The organism is Bryobacter aggregatus MPL3 (assembly GCF_000702445.1).
GTDB lineage: Bacteria > Acidobacteriota > Terriglobia > Bryobacterales > Bryobacteraceae > Bryobacter > Bryobacter aggregatus.
In genome coordinates this window covers 1,474,317-1,495,451 of sequence record NZ_JNIF01000003.1, presented here as the reverse complement: position 1 = coordinate 1,495,451, position 21,135 = coordinate 1,474,317, and the positions used below count along the sequence as shown (strand labels likewise).

At 57.3% G+C, this 21,135-nt stretch carries 19 protein-coding genes; 6 read left to right on the top strand and 13 right to left on the bottom strand.

Annotation, left to right across the window (positions count from 1 at the left end; translation table 11 throughout):
• Positions 1–28: 28 nt before the first annotated feature.
• The 12 genes from M017_RS0107205 to M017_RS0107150 all read right to left on the bottom strand — a co-directional run bounded on the left by M017_RS0107205 (position 29) and on the right by M017_RS0107150 (position 10,600).
• Positions 29–1,540: a S41 family peptidase gene (locus M017_RS0107205; RefSeq protein WP_238325833.1), complete on the bottom strand. Its 1,512-nt coding sequence runs from the start codon at positions 1,538–1,540 to the stop codon at positions 29–31.
• Between the two features lie 183 nt (positions 1,541–1,723).
• Entirely contained in the window at positions 1,724–2,275 is a 552-nt protein-coding gene (locus M017_RS0107200) for a MerR family transcriptional regulator (protein WP_238325832.1), read from the bottom strand.
• 113 nt (positions 2,276–2,388) lie between these two features.
• Positions 2,389–2,841 (bottom strand): hypothetical protein, encoded by a 453-nt coding sequence (locus M017_RS29915; RefSeq protein WP_031496933.1) that lies wholly within the window; start codon positions 2,839–2,841, stop codon positions 2,389–2,391.
• A 162-nt stretch (positions 2,842–3,003) separates the two neighbouring features.
• Positions 3,004–4,725, bottom strand: coding sequence for a tetratricopeptide repeat protein (locus tag M017_RS0107190; protein ID WP_031496931.1), 1,722 nt, complete (start codon positions 4,723–4,725; stop codon positions 3,004–3,006).
• Positions 4,725–5,840: a bacteriohopanetetrol glucosamine biosynthesis glycosyltransferase HpnI gene (gene hpnI, locus M017_RS0107185; RefSeq protein WP_051669583.1), complete on the bottom strand. Its 1,116-nt coding sequence runs from the start codon at positions 5,838–5,840 to the stop codon at positions 4,725–4,727. The genes M017_RS0107190 and hpnI overlap by 1 nt, the downstream gene beginning before the upstream one ends.
• Positions 5,837–6,187 (bottom strand): EamA family transporter, encoded by a 351-nt coding sequence (locus M017_RS29655; protein WP_031496927.1) that lies wholly within the window; start codon positions 6,185–6,187, stop codon positions 5,837–5,839. The genes hpnI and M017_RS29655 overlap by 4 nt, the downstream gene beginning before the upstream one ends.
• Complete coding sequence (locus M017_RS0107175; protein WP_051669582.1) at positions 6,184–6,579, bottom strand: hypothetical protein; 396 nt, start codon at positions 6,577–6,579, stop codon at positions 6,184–6,186. The genes M017_RS29655 and M017_RS0107175 overlap by 4 nt, the downstream gene beginning before the upstream one ends.
• A 9-nt stretch (positions 6,580–6,588) precedes the next feature.
• Positions 6,589–8,055: a hopanoid biosynthesis associated radical SAM protein HpnJ gene (gene hpnJ / locus M017_RS0107170; protein WP_031496923.1), complete on the bottom strand. Its 1,467-nt coding sequence runs from the start codon at positions 8,053–8,055 to the stop codon at positions 6,589–6,591.
• 46 nt (positions 8,056–8,101) lie between these two features.
• On the bottom strand, positions 8,102–8,593 hold the full coding sequence (locus M017_RS0107165) for a hypothetical protein (protein ID WP_031496921.1): 492 nt from the start codon (positions 8,591–8,593) through the stop codon (positions 8,102–8,104).
• Position 8,594: 1 nt separating this feature from the next.
• Positions 8,595–9,329, bottom strand: coding sequence for a LolA-like protein (locus tag M017_RS0107160; RefSeq protein WP_031496920.1), 735 nt, complete (start codon positions 9,327–9,329; stop codon positions 8,595–8,597).
• Between the two features lie 26 nt (positions 9,330–9,355).
• Positions 9,356–9,955: a metallophosphoesterase family protein gene (locus M017_RS0107155; RefSeq protein WP_031496919.1), complete on the bottom strand. Its 600-nt coding sequence runs from the start codon at positions 9,953–9,955 to the stop codon at positions 9,356–9,358.
• A gap of 18 nt (positions 9,956–9,973) precedes the next feature.
• Positions 9,974–10,600 carry a hypothetical protein gene (locus M017_RS0107150; protein ID WP_031496917.1) on the bottom strand — a complete coding sequence of 209 codons (627 nt, stop codon included), beginning with the start codon at positions 10,598–10,600 and terminating at the stop codon, positions 9,974–9,976.
• Between the two features lie 51 nt (positions 10,601–10,651).
• On the opposite strand from M017_RS0107150, the gene M017_RS0107145 reads away from it, so the two are divergent.
• Both M017_RS0107145 and M017_RS27460 read left to right on the top strand, forming a co-directional pair.
• Positions 10,652–11,902, top strand: coding sequence for a tetratricopeptide repeat protein (locus M017_RS0107145; protein ID WP_080507551.1), 1,251 nt, complete (start codon positions 10,652–10,654; stop codon positions 11,900–11,902).
• A gap of 89 nt (positions 11,903–11,991) precedes the next feature.
• Positions 11,992–12,744, top strand: coding sequence for a methyltransferase domain-containing protein (locus M017_RS27460; protein WP_080507550.1), 753 nt, complete (start codon positions 11,992–11,994; stop codon positions 12,742–12,744).
• A gap of 54 nt (positions 12,745–12,798) precedes the next feature.
• Here M017_RS27460 and M017_RS0107135 read toward each other — a convergent pair whose 3' ends face one another.
• Positions 12,799–16,368, bottom strand: a complete 3,570-nt coding sequence (locus tag M017_RS0107135) for a TonB-dependent receptor (protein ID WP_080507549.1) — start codon at positions 16,366–16,368, stop codon at positions 12,799–12,801.
• A gap of 276 nt (positions 16,369–16,644) precedes the next feature.
• Between M017_RS0107135 and M017_RS0107130 the strand changes: the two genes are divergently transcribed.
• From M017_RS0107130 to M017_RS0107115, 4 genes are all read left to right on the top strand, one after another.
• Entirely contained in the window at positions 16,645–18,657 is a 2,013-nt protein-coding gene (locus M017_RS0107130; RefSeq protein WP_031496910.1) for a hybrid sensor histidine kinase/response regulator, read from the top strand.
• Between the two features lie 24 nt (positions 18,658–18,681).
• Complete coding sequence (locus tag M017_RS0107125) at positions 18,682–19,149, top strand: nucleoside deaminase (RefSeq protein WP_031496909.1); 468 nt, start codon at positions 18,682–18,684, stop codon at positions 19,147–19,149.
• Entirely contained in the window at positions 19,130–20,188 is a 1,059-nt protein-coding gene (locus M017_RS0107120; protein ID WP_031496907.1) for a DUF6986 family protein, read from the top strand. The genes M017_RS0107125 and M017_RS0107120 overlap by 20 nt, the downstream gene beginning before the upstream one ends.
• A gap of 68 nt (positions 20,189–20,256) precedes the next feature.
• On the top strand, positions 20,257–21,135 hold the full coding sequence (locus M017_RS0107115) for an ABC transporter substrate-binding protein (RefSeq protein WP_031496906.1): 879 nt from the start codon (positions 20,257–20,259) through the stop codon (positions 21,133–21,135).

Here is a 21,135-nt window from a genome sequence, read left to right as displayed (position 1 = left end):
GATAAAGCGAATTGTGTGTGTGCAGCTACTAGGCCGGAGGAGCCATGCGCTGTACGATCATCTTCTTCGCCTTGTCTCCCAGCTCGCGCGCCTTGGGCAGCGCTTCGATCGCCCGCTGCACTTCAGGGTCGGTCTCGATCTCATAGCGGCCTGCTTCGTCGATATCGAAGGCCGTCTTATAGAACTCCGCCTGCAGGGTGGTTTTCACCCAGGGCAGATTCGCCTTGAAGTCGTCTTCCGTGAAGGTCGCGTTCTGCTTCTTCAGGAAGGCCTTGAACTGATCCATGACGGCGGCGTCCGGCGCCCAGCCCTGCGGCAGCTTCGCTTCCTTTCCATTGAAGTAGGTGGGAATGAAGCTGAAGAAGGAAGCCCGGCGCAGGAGCTCGATCTGGAAGGGATTCAGTTTGGTGGGGACGAATTTCTCGTCGGGAGCGATTCCATTGCCCCCATAGACCGCCCGGCCCGAATCCGTCATCTTGACGTCCTTGGGGTTTTTCAGTTCGGTATCTTTGCGGTAGTAGTAGTCGAAGAAGCTGATGTTCGAGTAGTCGCGCTGGATCAGGCGGCCGCTCGGCGTGTAGTACTTGGCGGTAGTGAGCGCGAGGCCGGTGTTCTCGCTCAAGGGGTACACCGTCTGCACGAGACCCTTGCCGAAGGTATCTTCCCCAATCACCCAGGCACGGTCATGATCCTGCAATGCGCCCGAGACGATCTCTGCAGCGGAAGCGGAATACTTGTTCACGACGACGACGATGGGATAGTCAAAACCATTGTTCCCGCGCCGCTCGACATAGGTGCGCTCCGGGTTGGCCCGGCCCCGGTGGGAGACGACGAGCTGTCCCTTTTGCAGGAAGCGGCCCGCAACGGCAACGCCTTCATTGAGGAGGCCGCCGGGATTATTGCGCAGGTCGAGGATCAACCCTTTGACATTCTTTTCGCCCAGACGCTTGAAGTTCTCGTTCACCTCGGAGCTGGTGTTCTCGTTGAAGGATTCCACGTCGAGGTACATGATGCCCGGCTTCACCCAGAAGGCATCCTTCACGCTCTTGCGCGGGATCTCATCGCGGGTAATGTTGAGGGTGAGCGGCTTGTCGACGCCCTCGCGTTGGACCACGATCTGAGCCTGGGTGCCACGGGGACCTTTCAGCAGGTCGGCCACGTCAGAGGTGCTCATGTTGTCCGTCTTCTTGTCGTTCACCTCGGCGATGATGTCGCCGGGCCGGATGCCGGCTTTATAGGCGGGCGAGGCGGGGAACGGCGCCATCACGATGATACGGCCGTTGCGCTGGCCAATCGTCATCCCGACCCCGAAATAGCGCCCGCGCTGGTCGTCGCGCATGGTGGCATACATTTTCGGATCGAAGAAGTTGGAGTGGGGGTCGAGGGTCCGGAGCATACCGGGGATGGCTCCCTGGTAAATCACCTTGTCGGCGCTCACTTTATCGGCAAAATTGTCTTCGACAACCTCATAGACCTTTGAGAAGACCCGCAGGCCAGCTTTGATGTCGTCCTCGGATGTTGCCGCGTTGACTTCATCCAATTCAGGGCCGAAAACTCCCCCTAATATTGAGCAAAGAGCGACAAGCAGGGGAATAATAATCCACGATGCGCGGCTACGAGCCATAAAAATAGAGGCCTCCGGGAAAAACGCTACGACTGGTGACTACAGTATATGCCAACGTCTTCTAGACGTAGTGGGGGGACACTTCGCTTCGGCGGAATGTTAAACGATCCGTGCTTTTTTCGCAGGATGGGCGACGGAGAGCTCGCGGCCGACGGGTTTCCGGTTGGCGGGCAGGGTTTCGGAGATGCGGCGGATCTGGTCGCTGATGCAGACCAGGAACATCGGCAGGCGCGCATTCTTCATCAGATCGATGATGCGCTTGGCGTCTTCTTCGAGATGAATGGTCTTGCCGTCGGTCACCAAATGCAGCTCCGCTTGCTCGTCGAGCACTTCCATCAGCCGCTTGCCGACCTGCTTCTGCATGAAGCGGAGGACGCGGCGGATCTTCTGCAATGAGAATCCCTTGCGGCGCAACTCGGCAATCAGCGAGATTTCCAGAACTTCTTCGGCCAGGTAGAGGCGGCGGTGCCCTTCCTGCCGGGGGGAGACTACTTTCTTTTCATCCCACCACTGCAACTGGCGCAAGCTGACGCCGGTAATGGAGGACACGTCCTGGGAGGAGAAGGATGGTGAGGGTACTAAAAAATCAAATTTTGCCTTTTTCGTTTTAACCATTCCAACCCCTTTCTGTTCTGGTCCGTTTGCGACCACTCAAATATGACCGATAAAAGGGGGTGGGGTCAAGCTACCAGATATAGGGGTAGCCCCTATTTTCCACACGAGTGGGAGGGGCTTGGTTGAAGCGACAACCGAGGACTAATGGGCTACTTTTTCTGAGCGGTGAGCCGGTCGAAGACGAAACCAGCAGTGCCGCCCGAGGCTGCGCCGATTCCTGCCCCTTTGCCGCCGCCCGCCAGGGCTCCAATGGCTGCGCCTGCTCCGGCGCTTCCGGCAACAATGGCGATGGACTTGCCGGTGCTGCGGCGGGTACTGGAACTGGGCTTGGGTGCGGCGACCGGCGCGGCAATCGAGAATGCAGAGGACTTCGCGGCGACGCCCACTGCGACAATCTTGCCTTGTGCGTCATATAACGGACCCTGGTAGCCCGGGACATGCACTTCGGGGGCGGAGACCATGATGGTCTGCACGGGCGCTTTGTACGCTTCGTTACTTGCACTCTCCGATTTATGGTTGATGGCAACCGTACCGATTCCGGCGACGAGGACGCCTCCCAAGACTGCGGCTAGAGCCGCGAGACGAATTTGTTTGGCATGCATGCGATGAACTCCTCTGTCCCTGCACTAGAGCAGGTGCCATGCCATTTTGTTCGTTTTAGCTAAGTGATTGATTCGATGCGAGTTGTTTCGGAGGCCAGTTCAGCGCGGCCCAGGTAAGAAATTCCGGTTTCGTCAGCCGCTTCGTACTTTCTTCCTGATTTGCTAGCGGGACGGCCCAAATTGCTTGCTCATGGCCGAGTCCTGCTGGGAGCCGGCAATATCCCCGAGCTTCTGGCGAACCACGGCACGGTTGGCGTAGGCATTCGCGTACTTGGGGTTGTACTTGAGCGCGAGGGTGAAGCTTTCCTCTGCCTGTTTCCATTCCCCCAGGCGCATTTGAGCGTAGCCGCGGCCGTTATAGGCCTGCGCAAAGTCCGGCTTCTTCGCAATCGCCAGCGAAAACATGTCGGAAGCGCCGCGGAAGTCGCCCGTCTGGCTCAATTCCCGAGCCAGGAAGTTCATATTCTCCGCGGACAGGCCCTGTTTAGCGTCCGCATCCTGCGGCGGTTCGGGAACTTTGATTTCCGGGCTTACCGGTTGCGGCGGCAGTGCCGGGGTGGCGACCGGCTTGGCGGCCATGGTCTGGGCTGCGGTCACTTTGGGAGGATTCTCCGGCGCGGGACGGATGGAAATCGCGGGCGGAGCTTCCACTGCCTGCTTCTCTGCGAGGGTCTGGATGGCCGATAGGTCCGATTCCGGACGGGCGGCCGCCTTCTGCGCTGCCTTGGCTGCGGCGATTTTTTCTTCGGTACGCGCCAGCACTTCCTTCGCCTCTTCGAGATCGGGGTTCAGCTTCAGCGCTTCTTGCAGATCGCTCTTTGCTTTTTCAAAGTTATCGGTTAAAAAGTACGCACTGCCGCGCGCGAGCCACGCTTCGGCCATCTTCGGATTCAGTGCAATCGCTCTGTCCCGATCGGCAAAGCCCTTTTTGTGATCACCCATCAGATGGTAAGCGCCGCCGCGGGCTATGTAGACTTCGGCGGATTGGGGCGACAGCTCGACGGCCCGGTTCCGGTCGGCCAGTGAGGCGTCGAATTGCCGCATTTCGGAATAGGCGGCCCCGCGGGCGAGCAGAACGCTTACCGCATTCGGTTGGCGCTTGAGAGCTTCCGAATAGTCGATCACTGCTGCCTGCGGCTGCCCCATCTGCTGGTAGGCTGCCCCGCGTAGCGTATAGGCCTTGCTGTTATCGGGTTGAGTTCTGAGAACGGTGGTGAAGTCCGGAATCGCCCGCTCAAACTGGCCCAGTTGGCCATAGACATAGCCGCGCTCGAGATAAGCTTCGGCGTAGTCCGGCTTCAGCGCAATGGCGCGGTTGTAGTCTTCGAGCGCATCCTGAAAGCGGCCCTGGATCGTGTAGGTGACGCCGCGATCTTTATATGGCTGGGGGGCGTCGAGACGGAGCTTGATTGCCCGGCCAAAGTCCTCAATTGCCTTGTCATAGCGCTTGAGCTTGACGAGCGTGACCGCGCGCGCGGCATAGAGCTGGGCAGATTCGCGACCAAAGCTCACGGCCTTGGTGTAGTCACTGAGCGCTTCTTCGAGCTGATTGGCCCCGGCCAGAATATCGCCGCGCAGCATCCAGGCTTCGGCGTCGTTCGGGTCGAGCGCGAGAGAGCGATTGAGGTCGGCAGCTCCAAATTCCGCTTCACCGAGTGTCCAGCGGATCTTGCCGCGCTCCCGCCAGGCTATGGCATAGTCGGTGTCGGCTTCGATTGCTTCCGTACAGGCCTTGAAAGCCTCTTCCAACTTGCCCGATTCCTCAAGCTGTAAGGCGCGATCCATCGCCTTTTTCGCCTTGGCGCTGTCGGCCTTGGCGGACTGAGCGCCGCTCATCGAATCCAGAGCCAAAGCTACCATCGCGATGAGAATCAAATTTCGCATTATGACACCTGCCGGAGTAGTCGACCATCCTTTGTTAGCTTCAGTACGCCGTCTCGCCAGACCACGGTATTTCCCGTTAGCCCGGCCATCCAGACCAGAAAGGCCCATACGTCCCACAACGGGGCAAGCCAGAATCCACGCAACGCAATCGGGCTGCGCAGAACCAAAACGCCTCCAACAAAAGCAGTCACCCATCTGAGTATCGTCAGACTGAGCGCCAGACTCCAGGCCCCCGAGAGGATTGCAATCAAGATCCAGAGACCGGTATGAGTGACCGGGAGTCCGAGATAGCCATCGCCGCGCGAGACCCGAATCGTTCTTGCCCAGCGCACCTGATGCTTCCAGACCCCATCCCAGCTATCGTCGCCGATTGAGGTCTCGACGACAACTTCGGACATATGCGAACGTTTGCCGAGCTGGGTGATCTTGCGCGCGAGCTGATAGTCGTCTGCCAGATATTCGGCGATGGAATGGAAGCCGCCGATGCGCTGCAGGTCGGCGGCGCGAAACACGAGGGTCGCTCCCAGGCCGAATTCCCGGATGCCGACCAGCGGCGCGACCAAGACACTTGGCGCAAAATCGATTGCGATCCCGAGGGCTTCCCATTGGCCGGGGGTGCTGTGTGCCGTGGCGCGGTACAGTGCTGTGACAATCCCGATCTTGGGATCGTCGAGGGGCGAAACAACTTTCTTCAGATAACCCTGGGGCACCAGGATATCGCTGTCATTCACCAGCAGAATCGGATAGCGGGCTTCCCGGGCAAGATCGATCAGGACGCCGACCTTCGCATTGGCAGCCTGGGTGGTGGAATGGATGACGCGAATCTCAAGATGAGGGAAGTCGCGGCGCAGACGCCCGATCTCGGCCAGGCTCGGGTCATTGGCGTCGGCCGCGCCAAACAGAATCTCAAAGGGGACGGGATAGTCCTGGACTGCGTGCGAGCGAATGGCCTCGTAAAAGTCCGGGTCCAGGCCTCGAACCGGCTTGAGGATCGAAATGGATTGGAGATTGCGAACCGGAGTGGCTCTCACCAGCAATTGGCGGAGACAGGCCAGCAGCGCGGTCAACTGATAGACCGCGGCCGCCACAGCGATCGCTGACAGGAGATAGATCAAAGTTCGAGGCAGAATACGCCGATTGCCACCAACACGGCGCCCGCCCACCTTCTCCAGCCTACATTTTCCCGTAATACAGAACGGGCCATAAATGTTTCGGCGGGAATCGTCAAAGCCGTTGCAGGAACGGCGAAACTCAAGTCTGCCACAGCCAGCAACTGGGTGAAGCTGAAAAAGCTGAGGGCCATAAACACGATGGAGAGCGCCAGTCTCCACTGCCGGAAGAGCTTGGCGAACACGCTCAGCTCGCCAGGGGCAATCTCACCATGTTCTTTGACTGCGCTTGCTTGCAGATAGTCGCAGGCCATGGTCGAGAGGACGATCAGCGAGACGAGAGTCCATCTCATGAATCCACCTCTGTTGCCTTGGGAGGGGTGGCGCCGGTGAGGATGGTGCCGCTCAGAATAAAGGCGGTGCCCAGCCAGCGCTGCCAGGAGATGTCTTCATGTAAAAAAACGAAGCCAATCAGCGCATTGAGGACATAGCCAATGCTGGTCACAGGCAATACGAAAGAGAGATCAGCCCAGGATAACAGCGTGATTCTGGAAAGAGTCCAGACGGCGAGGAGTACAATCCCGAGCAGTACCCAGGGGCTGATCAGCGCATCAATCGGGGGGATCTGGGTGAGTTTGATTCCGGTGGGGTTCTTCATGCCCCAGGACAAGGCGAAATTGCCAATCACGTTGGCCGCCACCACAAAGGCCGTGAGTAAATAGACACGGCCGCGCGCGTTTTTCATCGAAACAGACTAGTCGCCGGTAGCGGCGTAGCTGGACTCTTTCAGAGCCTTCTGATCGGCTACAAACTTCTTGCGTTTCTTGCGGAGGGCAAGGTATTCGCGAGCTTCCTTCACCAGGCGGCGGCGTTCTTCGGTGGAGAAGATGGCCTTCTTTACGACGCGCCAGGCAGCCTTCGGACGGAAGTAATATTCGCCGTAGAAGCGTTCGACGGAATCGACCAACTCGGCCCGGTCGAGGCCCGGATAGATGACGGTGGGCAACTGGTGGCCCAATTCGTCGGTCATCGAGGCGTTCAACTGGATGAGATTGTTCTTCTGCGCGTAATCGTAGAATTCGGTGCCCGGATAGGGATGTGCAATCGAAACCTGGATGGTCTCGCAATCGAGTTTCTTTGCGAAATCGATACTTTGCTGGATGGTCTCGCGGGTTTCGCCCGGCAGACCGACGATGAAGTCGGCGTGTACGGTGAGGCCCAGCTCATGCGCGTTCTTGGTGAAGCGCTCGGCCATGTCGACGGTAGCGCCTTTTTTGATGTTCTTGAGAATCTGCGGTGCGCCCGATTCGTAGCCGACAATCATGAGGCGGCAACCAGCTTCGCGCATGGCAGCCAGCGTTTCGCGGTCGGTGGTGACGCGGCTGGTGCAGCTCCAGGTGAAGTTCAGCTTCTTCAGCTCTTTGCAGAGTTCGATCGTACGTTCCTTCTTGTAGTTGAAGGTGTCGTCGTCGAAGAAGATTTCCTTGAGTCCGGTGAAGTTCTCGAGCGCCCAGGCCACTTCATTCGCGATGTCTTTCACCGAGCGCAAGCGCCAACGATGACCGGAGTGCGTCTGCGGCCAGAGGCAGAAGGTGCACATGGCCGGGCAGCCGCGCGAGGTATAGAAGCTGATGAAGGGGTTGAGCAGGAAGGGTACGTTGTAATTGCGGAAGTCGAGGTCGCGCTTATAGACCTTGGTGACCCAGGGCAGCTCATCGAGGTTCTCGATGTAGCCGCCTTCGGGATTGTGCATCAGTCCGCCATCTTTGCGATAGCTGACCCCCGGCAGTTCCGACAACGGCGTACCCTTCGCGTAATTGACGATCTGGTAGTCAAACTCACGGCGCACAATGAAATCGATGGCCTTGGAGGCAAGCATCGTCTTTTCCGGCTCCACCGTGACCGGCGGGCCGACAAAGCAGACCTGCATCTTCGGGTTGACGTCCTTCATCATCTCGGCGATCTTGACGTCCACATGGAAGCCAGGGGTCGAGGTGAAGAGTACAAGCAACTCGAAGTCCTTCGCCATGGCGACGGTGTCCTCGATGGAGATCTTGTGCGGCGGCGCGTCTACTACTTTCGAATCCGGGAGCAGACCGGCCGGATAGCAGAGCCATACCGGGTACCAGTAGCTTTCGATTTCGCGAGTCGCGGGCCAGCGGGAGCTAGCGCCGCCATCAAAACCTTCAAACGAAGGCGGATTCAAAAAGAGTGTGCGCATGTAGGAACGGACTACCTGAAACTATCATTCTAGCAACTACTAACCATTAAAAGCGCAGGCCAATGAGGAACTCGACCTGACTGTCCCTGGGAGTATTCGCTGTGTTGATCCAGTGAGTGTAGCGGAACTCCGGTTCCAGCTTCAAAGGAAGAAAGCGTGGGGTGAGCCCTGCCGCCACCGTGATGCCGCCTGTGCGCTCATCGCGCGCGGGCACCATACGGATGGTGGCGCCTCCGGAAAGAAAGGGCTGAATCGCAATCGCATTGAAACGTTTTTTGACCAGGATCGGAACCTGATAGACCGAAACAGAGCCAGTGGGCGAGTTGAATCGTTCAAACATGAACCCACTTTCGATGGTGGGGAGGAAAGGGAGCTTCAACTCCAGATAAGGGCCAATTTTAAAGGGGAAGATTCGATTGTCCCGCCCGGGGATTTCCTTCTCGTTGTTGACGAAGCCACCCTTGAGTCCAAGGCTGAGAGGGAGTTGGCCGAAGCAAAGCGGCGCGAGACAAAAGAAAGCAATGAGGGGTATACGCATCCTAATCGAGAGATGCATGTGTCTTTTCTAATGTTGCACTGCTGTAATGCGGCGTATCGAATTCCATCCGGATCAGCACCTTCCCGATGAGGCGCGTATCGGCCTGGGAATCCTGAAAGGCCAAATAGAGGATTCCGTCCTTGAAGTCATAATCACGCGTGAAATCGAGAGTTTTGAAGATGACGGAGGGGTTCTTGACCAGACGGCCGGTCTCTCGTAGCGGCATGCCCGAATCCTCGTCGAGCCAGAGTTCGCCCTTAAATAAACCGATCGCGTTTTTTCGCGGTACCAGATCAAAGACCACGGCGTTGCGTTCTTTGAGCCGGTCCCGCCGCTTCAACTTAAAACGGTAATTCTGCGCGGTGATACCGAAGCTGGGTGTGGCTGAGGCTTCTTTTTCGCTGCTCAAGTAGCGGCCGATCACTTCCTTCTTGATCGTGTTGTCACCGGTAAAGGAACGCATCTCGTAGTCGATGGTGCCGTTTGGCGCCAGTGTTTTCTCTGCCACCATTTCCCCCTTTTTATTGAGATTGGGCAGGGAGGCTTCGATTTTTACGACGCCCACCAACGAATCGGGACGAGGCGTTGGATGCTCCTCGCGGTCGAGGTATTTTTTCAAAGTGGCGCCGGATGGTCCCAGACTCATGGGATCGAAGACGATTGGTTTCGATGCCGTGCGGCAAGACACCAAGGTCCCGAGAAGCGCCGCCAGGTAAATTAGCTTGTCAAATTTCATTCAAATGGAGGTGTTCAGTGGGGTTGTCAGATCGAGAAGATAGCCCCGCTTGCCCACGTTAACACCTGTCGTCCTTCCTCGGCTTCCCAATTGCGCGGAGACCCCGGCGGCCTCATGGATGTGACCGCACAAAAAATAACGCGGGGAAACCTGCTCAATAAAGCTCGCGACAGAGGAAGAACCAAAGTGCCGGCCCCCGGGACCAAGGTCGAGAGGCGTGTCTTTCGGAGGGCAATGGCAGGCGAGAACCAAAGGATGGAGGGCCGCAAACGGGCAAGTTGCTGCTCCAGCTCCTCTTCAGTGAACTCACCAGGGGTATGGAACGGGGTCGGGTTCGAAAAGCCTAAACCCGCAATCGATACGCCTCCTAAATTCTTTGTCTTCCCATGCAGATTTTCCAAGCCATATTGATTACACAGATCTTCGATGTCGGAAGCAGACTCATGGTTGCCGGGAATCACGAAAGTTTTTCCAGCTCGCCGCTGGAGGATTTCCCCGGCAAGGTTGAGATGCTTCCTCCAGGAGACCAGATCACCCAGGCAGAAATAGTAATCCGCCTCGAGATCCAAAAGCCGGTGCAATGCGGCCCAATCGGTATGGATGTCTGAAAAAAAGAGGATGTTCATCAGCACCGGCGCCTTCTCTTAGAAGGCCTTTTTCAAATATCTGCCATTGGTGGCATCGACAAAGACCGAATAGGCCGAGGAGCCGACGCTGGTACCCCAGATGACACGCCAGGCGACCTCCGCGTTTCGGTCGGTCAGTTCTAGCAGCATCGTGATGGGTGCGTCGGGGTTCTTGGAGGCGTAGTCCTTGGAGTTCTCTAAGGCCACTTTGTAGATCTCATCCGTGTCTTTCTTGACGGCTTGGATGATGAAGGGTTGGGCGAGCTTGGAGGGGCCGCTGTAGGCTTCGTCGTTCGGATTATAGACACCTTCAAAGAGGCCGTCTTCTTTCACGACGGAATAGGTGCAGTGCTTGATTCGATTCTTGGAGGGCGACACAAAGGTCACCTGCCAGGCGTAAGCCTTGCCGGGGGGTGCAACGCGCGATTTGATGGCCAGATTCTGCACGCGCAACACCTGGATGTCTTGCGCCCAGATCCGCGAAGGTCCGTAGCAGCGGTACAGGCCGGTGAGGCCGGTCACGGGTTCTGGAGCTACTTCAGACTTTTTTTCTGCTTCTTTTGTGGGTGTCGGGCTGCTGCAGGAGATCGCAAAAAGGATCGCCAGCGCGGGAGCCGCGAATATGCCGATGTTTTGGAGTTTCACCTTATGAAATAATACCGCCAGCGCAGTAACCGACTCGCTCCGAGGTCTCTCATGTCCTGGTCACGGTTTCTCTCTTGTTCTGTGCTGAGTGCGGCAATGCTTGCCGCGCAAGCGCAATCCGGCTCTCCAACAGGCGGCAGTGCGGCTCCGGCAACGGGTGCTGGCACGGGGGCCACCACTGGCAACGGCGGCAACACGAGTGGCGGACGGAGCGGAAGCTTAGGTGGCCGGCCGACGCCTGACTTCCCGAACCAACTCCCTCAACCGGGTACCGATTCGAGTGAGACCCGGCCTATTTTCCTGTCCGGAAAAGTGCGCATGGACGACGGCTCGGCGCCGCCTGAATCTGTTGTCATCGAAAGACTCTGTACGGGGCGCGGCAATCCTGTCCAGGAGGCCTATACCGATCAGAAAGGGAACTTCAGTTTCCAACTCGGACAGCGGATGGGCATGATGACGGACGCCAGCAGTGGCGGGTTTGGTTCCATGGGTGCGCCGGAGATCTCAGGTCCCAATGGCCGCGGTGGCATCAATGAACGCGACCTGTTGGGTTGCGAATTGCGAGCCTCGCTCCCTGGTTATCGCAGCAGTGTCGTTAGTCTGGCAGGACGCCGCAGTCTGGATAGTCCCGATGTGGGCATCATCATTCTGCGCCGCCTGGCCGATGTCAGTGGCTTTACCACCAGTGCCACATCCCTGATGGCGCCGAAGGATGCCAAAAAGGCGATGGACAAAGCCCGCGCGGCATTGAAGAAGAACAAGCTGCCTGATGCGCAGAAGGAACTGGAGAGCGCCGTCAACCTGCATCCGAAGTTCGCCGAGGCCTGGTATGAGCTGGGCCGTGTGCAATCCATGCAGAATCAGATGGACCTGGCGCGCCAGAGCTACGTCAAATCTGTGGAAGCTGACGAGAAGTATGTCCGGCCCTATCTGGGCCTTGCGGTGCTCGAAGCACAGCAGCAAAAGTGGGGCGAGGTCAAGCAGCTCACCGAGAAGGTGATCAAGTTGAATCGATATGACTTCCCTTCTGCTTTTCTCTATGGCGCGATTGCGAACTACAACTTGCAGCAGCACGAACAGGCCGAAAAACTCTGCCGGGCCGGCTTGGACATCGACCAGTTCCACTCGCTCCCCAAGATGTCTCATCTCCTTGGGATTTTGTTGGCCGAGAAGCAGGATTTCAAAGGGGCTTCAGAGCAGTTGAGCGCCTATTTGAAGATGGCGCCGAAGGCGCCTGATGTAGAAACGGTGAAGAAGCAGCTTGCCGACATTGATGGCAAGATCGCGCACGTCAACCCATAGCAGCCAAATCGGGGGAGAATTAGAGGAGGCAGCGGAGCGAATTCGTTGCGCTCCTCTGATCCACCGGTCGACCCGGACGAGAAGTAAAGCTGGAGACGACGTACCCACTCCCCGACATTGACCATCGAATTGCCTGGGACGCCATTGCACCCTTCTACGAGCGCCATTGGGGCACCGCGTTTTTCGACAGCGCCTGCGATCTGTTTCTCGTTTCTCTCCAATCCCGGGTGCGGGAGGACGCGCAGATTCTCGATCTCTGCTGTGGCACGGGAGACTTTGCCCAGTGGCTCGATGCTCGTGGTCTGCGGGTGACCGGGGTCGACAATTCCGCGCCGTTTCTCGCTTCTGCGCGCGCCAAGCTCCCCTCTGTCGATTTCTATGAAGCGGACATGGGCTCCTTCCGATTGCAACGGCGATTCGATGCCATCACCTGTTTTTACAACAGCATCAACCAGGCGCTGACGGCGGCCTCGTTACGCGCAGTGTTGCATACGGTGCGCGAGCATCTGGCGCCGGGAGGCTATTTTCTCTTCGATGTGATTGAGGAGCAGGGCTATCTGGAGTTTTGGGAGTCTGAGGATGTGGTGGAGCACGAGGGGCGTCATTGCGAACTGCACTACCGCTACGACCGCATCGCGCAGTTGGCCACTTGCCAGGCGGCGATCCGCGAAAACGGGACGGAGCCGCTGGTGGAGTTTACGCTCTACCAACGGCCGATCCGGCGCCAGGAGATTCGGGAAGAATTGCGCCGGGCTGGCTTCCTCGTCGATTCGATTCGGGCCGTACGAAAGGATGTGCCGCGACGCGGACGTCTGGCCGTTCTGGCTCGCGTCGCCCAATAAAAAGGCCCGCCATCTTGCGAAGGCGAGCCTCTGGGTTTCGGGTGGAACTGCTTCTTACCAGTAGACCTTCATGGCGATCTGTACCTGTCGGGGGAACGTGTTCTGGTTGGAAACAACCGACGGGAAGACCGCGCCGAAGTTCGGGCTGGTGGGGTCAACGTTGAAGGTATCGCGGCCGAAGTAGTTGTGATTGAAGATATTGAAGGCTTCAAAGCGCAACTGCATACGGATGCGTTCGGTGATCTGCGTATTCTTGTTCAGCGACGAGTCCATCGTGAACGCGTGGTGCTTGCGGATCTGACCGCTGCGCAAAGGTGTCGAGCGCGGAGCATAACCGGGCAGCATCTGCCAGTAGTAGTCTGTGCTTCCGTTGCAGTTGTAGCTGGTGGTGCTGCCATCGTTGAAGATGCGCTGGGTGCAAGGCTTCCAGCCCTGTACCTTGTTCGCCTTCCAATCGACGTTGTCGATCTTCGGGTCTTTCAACTGGATGACATTGCTAGGCAGGTCCGCCGGTTCACCACTCGAATTGGTGTAGAAGCTGGTTGCTTCCCAGCCGCTGATCAGCTTCCCCACAAATCCACGGCTCCCGGCGCCCCATTGCTTGCCCTTGCCAAAGGGCAACTGGTATACCGCGTTGACCTTGAAGTAGTGCGGACGATCATTCAAATAGATGCCGCGCTGCTGGACGTCTGCGTAGGGATCGTTCCAGCCATACTGCTCGACCGTTTTCGAGAGTGTGTAGTTGGCCAGCAGGTTGAGATCACGCAGCCGGATATTGTAATTTGCCTGGAAAGAGTTGTACCAGGCCTTCGATCCGTTGACGGCGCGCTGCGTGAGGTTCCCGGCAAACTGTGGATAGGGACGGTTCAGATTGAAGTTGGAGATGGAGTCCTGCACGTAGTACGGAGTGCCCTGGAATGCGGCCACACCCTTGAACGGATTGGGAACATTCTGGTCGCAGAAAGCCGGGCTCCCGCCTTCAAGGATGTTGCACTTCTTGCGGAAGTCGAGCGAGGGAATGTTGTAATCCCGCGCGTTGTTCAGATCAATGGAGCGGCTGCCGACATAAGTCAGTTCGAGCGAGGAGAACTGAGAGGTCTGGACCTGGAATCCAAGCGAGAACTGATGCACTTTGGGGGTGCGGAAGTTCGGATTGGCCCAATCGCTGTTGCGTCCAGCAAAGGTCAGGGCCCCCAGCGAGGATCCGCTTGGCTTTGAGATTCCGCCCGGATACGGATTGGAAAGAACGCCAGGAATTGGGGTGCGATTCCCGTCCAGCGAGTTTGTGATCGGCGTGTTGGTCTGGAAGCCGGCATAGCGCAACCAGTCATTGTTTGGATTGAGGAAGTATAGGCCGTAGCCGCCGCGAACCACAACGCGGTTGCGCACCTGATAGGCGACGCCGATGCGCGGCTGCAAAGTCTGGTAGGTCGGATTGGCGACGAGCCGGGAGTTCCCGTTCACGCCAGCGAATTCAAAGCCTCCCTTCAGATTTTTCAGCTGCGGATACATGTCCAAGGTCGAGGCCGAGAGCTGACTGGCAATCGGACTGGCCACCGATCCGTTGAAGCCGCGATTCAGCCGATTGTACTTCTCGCTTGCGGGGCCGTTATAGTCCCAACGCAATCCCAGGTTTAAGCTTAACTTGCGGGACACTTTCCAATCGTCCTGGAAGTAGGGCGCGAAGTACCACTGCTGGATGAAGGGGAAGACGGGGTAATTCGAGGCTCCATTGACATAACCGAGCAGGAAGGTCGCGTAGGCGTCTCCTGAGGTTGCGTCGCCCTGATTGAAGAGCTTCTGCGTAAAGCTCTTGTCGTTGAAGCCGCCTGCGAGAACGCCACTGTCTTTGCCAAATTGCAGAATGTTGCCGGTGTCCTGGATGATGTAGTGAATGCGTCGTAGGTCGGTACCGAATTTCATGGTGTGCGAGCCGGCGATCTTCGTGATATTCGCAGCCAGATTATAGTTGTTCGTGATGTTGACGCTCTGGTAGCGGCCCAGCGTCGAATAGTCGTTGAACTGATATTGGCCAAAGAATGTGGGGGCGGGAAGTTGGCTCACGAGCGAGGAAGAGAATCCCAGCGATTTTAGGTCAAAGCCATCATTCGCCTTCCCGAGTCCCTTTTCGATGAAGCGATTGGAGGAAGCCCGGATGTTCATCACCAGGGTTGGGGACAGGGTGGATACCCAATCGAAAACGTAGGCGTCATTGATGCGCTGGAAGGGCTGCTGCCCATCTGTGCCCACCTTGTTGTCGATGCCATTGGACGCTCGGTCTTCGGTGCGATCGTTTGAGGCATGTCGGAAGAAGGCGCGGTGTTTATCGCCAAAGTTCCAGTCGAACTTGAGGATCAGATTGTAGAACTTGTCGTGGTTCACGTAGTCCGGCAGCAGGTGATTGTTGGTGGAATACCTGAAGCCGTCTTTGGTTGCCGCATTCGGAGTTGGCATGTACTTGGTGATCGCCTGAGCCACCGGATTGATGCGCGACTGGGGGATGATATTGCCGGCGAAGGGGACTCGAACCGGATTGCCGCTGGCGTCCAAACTGTAGTTTGTGGGGTCGTAAATCAGGATCGGAGCTTTTTGCGCATTGGTGAGCTTCGAAAAGTCCCCATTGCGGAAGGCCATATCGGGATAGGAGTTGGTCAGGGGATTCGGAGTATTCTCGCGATAGTTCTCAAAGGTGCCCAGGTAGAAGAGCTTGACCTTGCTCTCTCTGGTGAGGAGTTTGGGAACCAGCACCGGACCATCGAACTGAAAGCCATATTGGTCCAGCAAATGATCCGCGCGCTGAGCGCCTGCGGCATTCCCCTGGAAGGTATTGGCGTCCAGGAACTTGCGACGCAGAAACTCCCAGGCGACGCCGTGGTGCTGCGAGCCTCCGGTCTTCAGTACGACGTTAAAGACGCCGCCACCGGTCTTGCCATATTGGGCATCGTAAGAATTCTGCTGCACGCTGAACTCCTGTACAGCGTCGACAACCGGCACATAGGCGATATTGTTGCCACCGGCCTGCGCATTGTTCGGCGCGCCGTCCATCATGAATTCGTTATTCGATTGCCGTCCGCCATTCACGCTCCATTCGGCGATCGCGCCATTGTCAAAGGGCCGCTGCCAGATGGCGGCGCCGCGGAAGACGACGCCCGACATCATCGAGCCGAGCATGAAGGGGTTTCGGGCATTGAGCGGCAGTTCGGACACCTGCATCTGATTGACGACGCCAGATCGACTGGCGGTCTGTGTTTCGAGGAGCCCAGCTTCCGCGGTGACCGATACGGAATCCGTCATCGCGCCCACTTCGAGCAGAATATCGACGCTGAGCAGACGGCCAACTTCTACCGTCAGATTCTCACGGTTGTAGGTCTTAAAACCACTGGCGACGGCCGTCATTCTGTACTGGCCGGGCCGCAGGAAAGGCAGTGTATAGGCACCGGAGTTATCCGAGCTTACGTTGGTCGTTTCATTCGTTGCCAAGTTGATGGCGGTAATCTTCGTATTGGGAACAGAAGCGCCTGAGGCATCGGTCACGCGCCCGGAGACAGTGGCTCGAAACTCCTGGGACCAAGCGGCAGTACCGAGCAACACCATAAGCAAAACTGCAGAAATCTGTCTCGACATCGAGAACCCCCTATTCAGCCTTTTTGGCTCGTCATAATCTATAATCTTTTGCCTGTATGTGCAAGCTAAATATAAAACCTAAACAATGTTTCATCGCTCTTTTCCAAGGGTGATGTCCCATAGATACCCGCATTTGGGGGTGCCAAAACCCGCAACCTCCCACTCTCTCAAAAGGGGCCAGTACGCCGATTAGGTGAATAGTACTGAAACCAGTCAGGCGGAAAGTACCTTGAGCCCTCAACCTCGGGAGGTAAGACTGTGAGTGGGGAGAAACCCATGGAACGTGCTGATTTTGAACAATGGAAGCCGAAAGAAGTGGCGCGGTTGCTTGCTTTGGTGGAGACAGAGCGCCGCTATTACCAGGAAATCGTTGCCAACGTTCCCGTTAGTCTTCTGATTGTGGGGCCTAATCTCCTTGCGATCTCGTCCAACCGCCAGTTTCGCGTCACGACTGCGAAGAAGAACGATGAGGTGCTCGGGCATCCGCTGGCTGAGTTGATTCCGATTGATGCGGTGGTCGAGTTGGCGCAACAAGTGGTATCCACCGGTCTTGCCGCACCGAAGGTGGAGGTATTGTGGCCGCTGGGTGAGGGGAATCGTCCTGTCACCGTTTCGGCGCTGCCACTGCGTAGTTGGGAAGAGGATTCTGAGTCGGAGGCGCTTCTCGTGATTCAGGAGCAGGTGGCTGCTTCTCAACTCCTGCCACCGCTGACTGAAAAGCAGGCGAAGGCGGTGGATCTTGCCTCTGCAGTGGATGCGATGCTGTGGGAGGCAGATCTCACAAGCGGCCGGATTGAGTACGTCAATGACCGTGCCGAGGAACTGTTTGGACATCCGGAGTCTACCTGGCTGGACAAGGCAGAGGTCTGGACAGACCGTGTCGCGCCTGAGGACCGGGAGCGTGTCAAGCGTTTCTATGATCACCTTGCGTCGAGCAAAGGAACTACCTATACCGTCGAGTTTCAGGCGGTGCGTGCCGATGACTCCACCTTCCATGTTCGTGAGACCGTTCGTGTGCAGCGAGATAGCTCCGGCCGTCCCCTCAAGCTTTATGGGTGCACCTCGGACATCACCGAGCGCCTCCAGATTGAGAGTCAGAACGCGGCGGCACAGAAGAGCGAAGCGCTTACCCGCCTCAGCGCCAAGCTGGCTCACGATCTGAACAACCTGTTGATGATCATCGCCGGCTATGGGGAAGAGTTGAAGAACTCGCTGCCGGCGGAGAATCCACTGCATCACGATATGAAGGAGATTCTGTCTGCGACAGAACGGCTCTATTCCGTCACCACGCAGTTGCAGACCTATACGCGGCGTCCTGTTGTTAACGCCAAGATCACGAGCATCCCGACCTTTCTCCAATCCGTAACTCCGGTTCTGGAGAGAGTGCTCGGCCAGCACATCAGCCTGACGGTCGAGCAGTTGCCCGATCTTGCCAAGGGCAAGATGGACGCTGCTCAGATCGAACAGGCTCTGGTATCCCTTGCGCATCACGCTTTCCTCGAACTGGGGGGAGCCGGGAGCGTGGTGCTGCAAGCGGACCAGGTCCGGGTCCAGGAATCGACCGGTTCCGAAAGTAGCCTGGATGCGGGGGATTACATCCGCTTCTCCTTTAGCCACTCCGGTACGCCGATGAGCCCGGAGGCGCGCCAGCGCATTCTCGAACCCTGGCTCTATTCGGAAGAGAGCGTCCGTGACATCAAGATGGGCCTTTCGACGGCCTATCAGATCCTGCGCCAGAGCCACGGCGAGTTGATGGTCGAAAGTGGTCCTGGAAAAGGGACTGCGTTCCTTTTGTACTTACCGATGGTGAGCCGGGCCGAGCTCGAAGCGGAGCGCGCACTTGCCGGCACCGCGGTGGCGCCGCCAGTGCTCGAAACGCCTGCAGAGCCGGAAACCACTCTCGAGACGATTCTGGTGGTGGAAGACGAAGGCGGCATTCGCGCCCTGGTGCGAAAGATCCTGCGCCGCCAAGGCTACAACGTTCTGGAGGCCGCGCATGGCGAAGAAGCCTTGCGTGTCATGCACGACTTCAACGGTCATATCGACTTGCTCCTCACTGATGTGATGATGCCTGGAATGAATGGTGTGGAGTTGAGCTACAAGGCTCTCGAAGCTAAGCCGAGCTTAAAGGTGCTTTTTGTTTCGGGATACACCGATGAGAGCTTGCTCGAAGCAGGACAGTTCCCCTCGGGCACAGCCTTCCTGCAGAAGCCCTTCACGTTGGGGAGTCTGTTGGGGAAGGTGCGCGAAGTGCTCGATACGAGTATGTTGCGGACGGCGGCGGGCTAGGAATCGGATAATGGGTTCGGCTCTATGCAGAACCCTTATTTGTTACGCGCCATCGAGCTTGCGCTCCGCAATGTCAATGATCGCGGGGGTGGCCCCTTTGGGTCTGTCATCGTCAAAAGTGGCGAGATCCTCGCCGAGGGTGTGAATCAGGTCACGACTCATCATGACCCCACCGCTCATGCGGAAGTGGTTGCCATTCGCAATGCCTGCCGGAAGCTGGAGACCTTTGAGCTCCAGGGGTGCGATATCTATGCGAGTTGCGAGCCTTGTCCGATGTGCCTGGCCGCGATCTATTGGGCCAGGATCGACCGGATCTACTATGCTGCTTCCCGGCAGGACGCCGCACTCGCGGGTTTCGATGATGAATTCCTCTACCGCGAGATCGCTCTTCCGCCTGCAGAGCGTAGAATTCCGATTGAACAACAACATCGCGACGAAGCTCTCTTCGTCTTTGAGAACTGGGGCAAAGACTATGGAAAGATTCCTTATTAAGGCGGCAAAACGCCAGCCGGTCCATGTATTCTACGGCGGGGCGCATCTGTTCAAGAGCGGCATTTTCGCCAAGATGGGGCAACGTGCTCTGGCCCTGGCGGAAGACATCGGAATCAGTAGCGCCGTACGGGAAAAGTTAGAGAACGAACCCATTGAGGACTATCGCATCGACTTTGAAGACGGTTTTGGCGAGCGGAGCGAAGCCGAGGAGTTGGAGACAGCAAAGCAGGCGGGCCTCGAGTTTGCGCGGATGTCCAAGGATAAACAACTTCCGTTTCGCATCGGAATCCGCCCGAAGGCCGAAGGCCGCCGGGCCCGGCATACCCTGGAGACTTTTCTGAAGCATGCCACCGCATCGCCGCTGCCTGCCTCTCTGGTGGTCACCCAACCGAAGATTGAGAAGGCGGAAGAGGCGAAACGATGGCGTGAAATGCTGGAGAAAGCGGAGTTTCACTTTCATCTCCCCCCCTTGACCTTGCGCCACGAGATCATGGTGGAGCACCCCACCGCCATTCGCGGCCTGAGCGAGATTGCCAAGGCTTGCGAGAACCGCCTGGAATCGGCGCACTTTGGTTGTTACGACTATCTCAGCGCGATGTGGATCCCGGCGCCCGCACAGTCTCTCGATCATCCCTATGCAATGCGCGCCCGGTGGGCTATGCAGCAGGTGATGGCGCCGCTCGGAATCGCCACCAGCGATGGAGCGTATACGCAGCTTCCGACCGGGGAAGATCTTGCGGCCAAGCAAGCGGCGATTGCGGGCCATCGCGAGCGGGTGACGCGTGCACTCACCGAAGGGCTATATTGCGGTTGGGATCTCCACCCGGGACAGCTCATCAGCCGCTATTCCGCTCTTTATGATTATTTTCACCAGCATCTTCCTGCGATGCGGCAACGTTACCAGGCTTTTCTTGCATCCCAAACCAAAGCCCGTGTATCGGGAACGCAGTTTGATGATGCTGCTACGGTCGAAGGGCTGCTGGTCTTTCTGCGCCGGGGGATCGGATGTGGCGCTTTTACCGAAGCAGACTTGCAATAGCCGCGCACTAACTTGAAAATTATAAAATGATTTCGCCGCAATAGCTGCGCGTTAGACTATTGGAACCTATGTTGAATCGGAGAGCTCTACTTACGGCACCAGGTCTCGCCTTCTTATCCGGCTGCAAGCGTGCGCCTCGGGTCAAGGTTGGGGGCAAAGAGAACATTGAGGGCTCGCTGCTTGCCGAGATCATGAGCCAGCTTCTCGAACGGAAGCTCACGGCTCAGATTGAGCGGCGGATGGGCATTAAGGGCGCAAACGCCGTTTATGCGGCCCTGCAGGGGAGTGACGTTGACGTTTATCTGGAATACTCCCGCATCGCCTTCCAGGTGCTCCTCAAGTCGATTGAGCCGATTGATTTAACGATGCGGCTTGAGAAACTACAGAAAGATTTCCGCACCAACGCGCAGGCGGAGTGGCTTGGCTTTCTTGGTTTTGAAAACATTCATACGGCGGTGGTGCGTGCAGACGACCCTGCTTTTGAGAAGATCAATACCCTTTCTCAAGCGGGTGCAGACCGCACGGGCTGGAAGTTAGGCTGCACGAGCGAGTTCGCGCAAAGCTCCGAAGGCTATCAGGTCTTAAAGACGACGTATCAGATTCCAGAGCGTACCGGAACCCGGCTGGAGCCCATCAATCAGCTCTATTTTGGGTTGGGCGACAAGCGCATCGATATGCTGATCACAGGTTCGACCGATCCGCGGATTCCGAATCAGAAGTATAAAGTGCTGGTGGATGATCGAGGCATCTTCACGTCGAACCAGGCCGGGCTGCTGCTACGGCAGGAAGTGGCTGCGACCAATCCGCAGGTGCGTGAGGTTCTCGACAGCTTGAATGGCAAAATCGATAACACGACGATGAAGAATCTGAATCGCGAGATTGAGATCAATAAGCGGGGCTTGGCTGAAGTTGCGATCGAATGGCTGACTTCGGCGAAGCTGATTTAG

What these genes read in the sequence shown, in the direction of transcription:
- M017_RS0107145 (WP_080507551.1), top strand. Translation starts at nt 10,652, where the DNA reads ATGTCCTGGTCACGGTTTCTCTCTTGTTCTGTGCTGAGTGCGGCAATG.
- M017_RS0107155 (WP_031496919.1), bottom strand. Translation starts at nt 9,955, where the DNA reads ATGAACATCCTCTTTTTTTCAGACATCCATACCGATTGGGCCGCATTG.
- hpnJ (WP_031496923.1), bottom strand. Translation starts at nt 8,055, where the DNA reads ATGCGCACACTCTTTTTGAATCCGCCTTCGTTTGAAGGTTTTGATGGC.
- M017_RS0107190 (WP_031496931.1), bottom strand. Translation starts at nt 4,725, where the DNA reads ATGCGAAATTTGATTCTCATCGCGATGGTAGCTTTGGCTCTGGATTCG.
- M017_RS0107165 (WP_031496921.1), bottom strand. Translation starts at nt 8,593, where the DNA reads ATGCGTATACCCCTCATTGCTTTCTTTTGTCTCGCGCCGCTTTGCTTC.
- M017_RS29915 (WP_031496933.1), bottom strand. Translation starts at nt 2,841, where the DNA reads ATGCATGCCAAACAAATTCGTCTCGCGGCTCTAGCCGCAGTCTTGGGA.
- M017_RS0107120 (WP_031496907.1), top strand. Translation starts at nt 19,130, where the DNA reads ATGGAAAGATTCCTTATTAAGGCGGCAAAACGCCAGCCGGTCCATGTA.
- M017_RS0107135 (WP_080507549.1), bottom strand. Translation starts at nt 16,368, where the DNA reads ATGTCGAGACAGATTTCTGCAGTTTTGCTTATGGTGTTGCTCGGTACT.
- M017_RS0107160 (WP_031496920.1), bottom strand. Translation starts at nt 9,329, where the DNA reads ATGAAATTTGACAAGCTAATTTACCTGGCGGCGCTTCTCGGGACCTTG.
- M017_RS0107175 (WP_051669582.1), bottom strand. Translation starts at nt 6,579, where the DNA reads ATGAAAAACGCGCGCGGCCGTGTCTATTTACTCACGGCCTTTGTGGTG.
- M017_RS0107125 (WP_031496909.1), top strand. Translation starts at nt 18,682, where the DNA reads ATGCAGAACCCTTATTTGTTACGCGCCATCGAGCTTGCGCTCCGCAAT.
- M017_RS29655 (WP_031496927.1), bottom strand. Translation starts at nt 6,187, where the DNA reads ATGAGATGGACTCTCGTCTCGCTGATCGTCCTCTCGACCATGGCCTGC.
- M017_RS0107115 (WP_031496906.1), top strand. Translation starts at nt 20,257, where the DNA reads ATGTTGAATCGGAGAGCTCTACTTACGGCACCAGGTCTCGCCTTCTTA.
- M017_RS0107130 (WP_031496910.1), top strand. Translation starts at nt 16,645, where the DNA reads ATGGAACGTGCTGATTTTGAACAATGGAAGCCGAAAGAAGTGGCGCGG.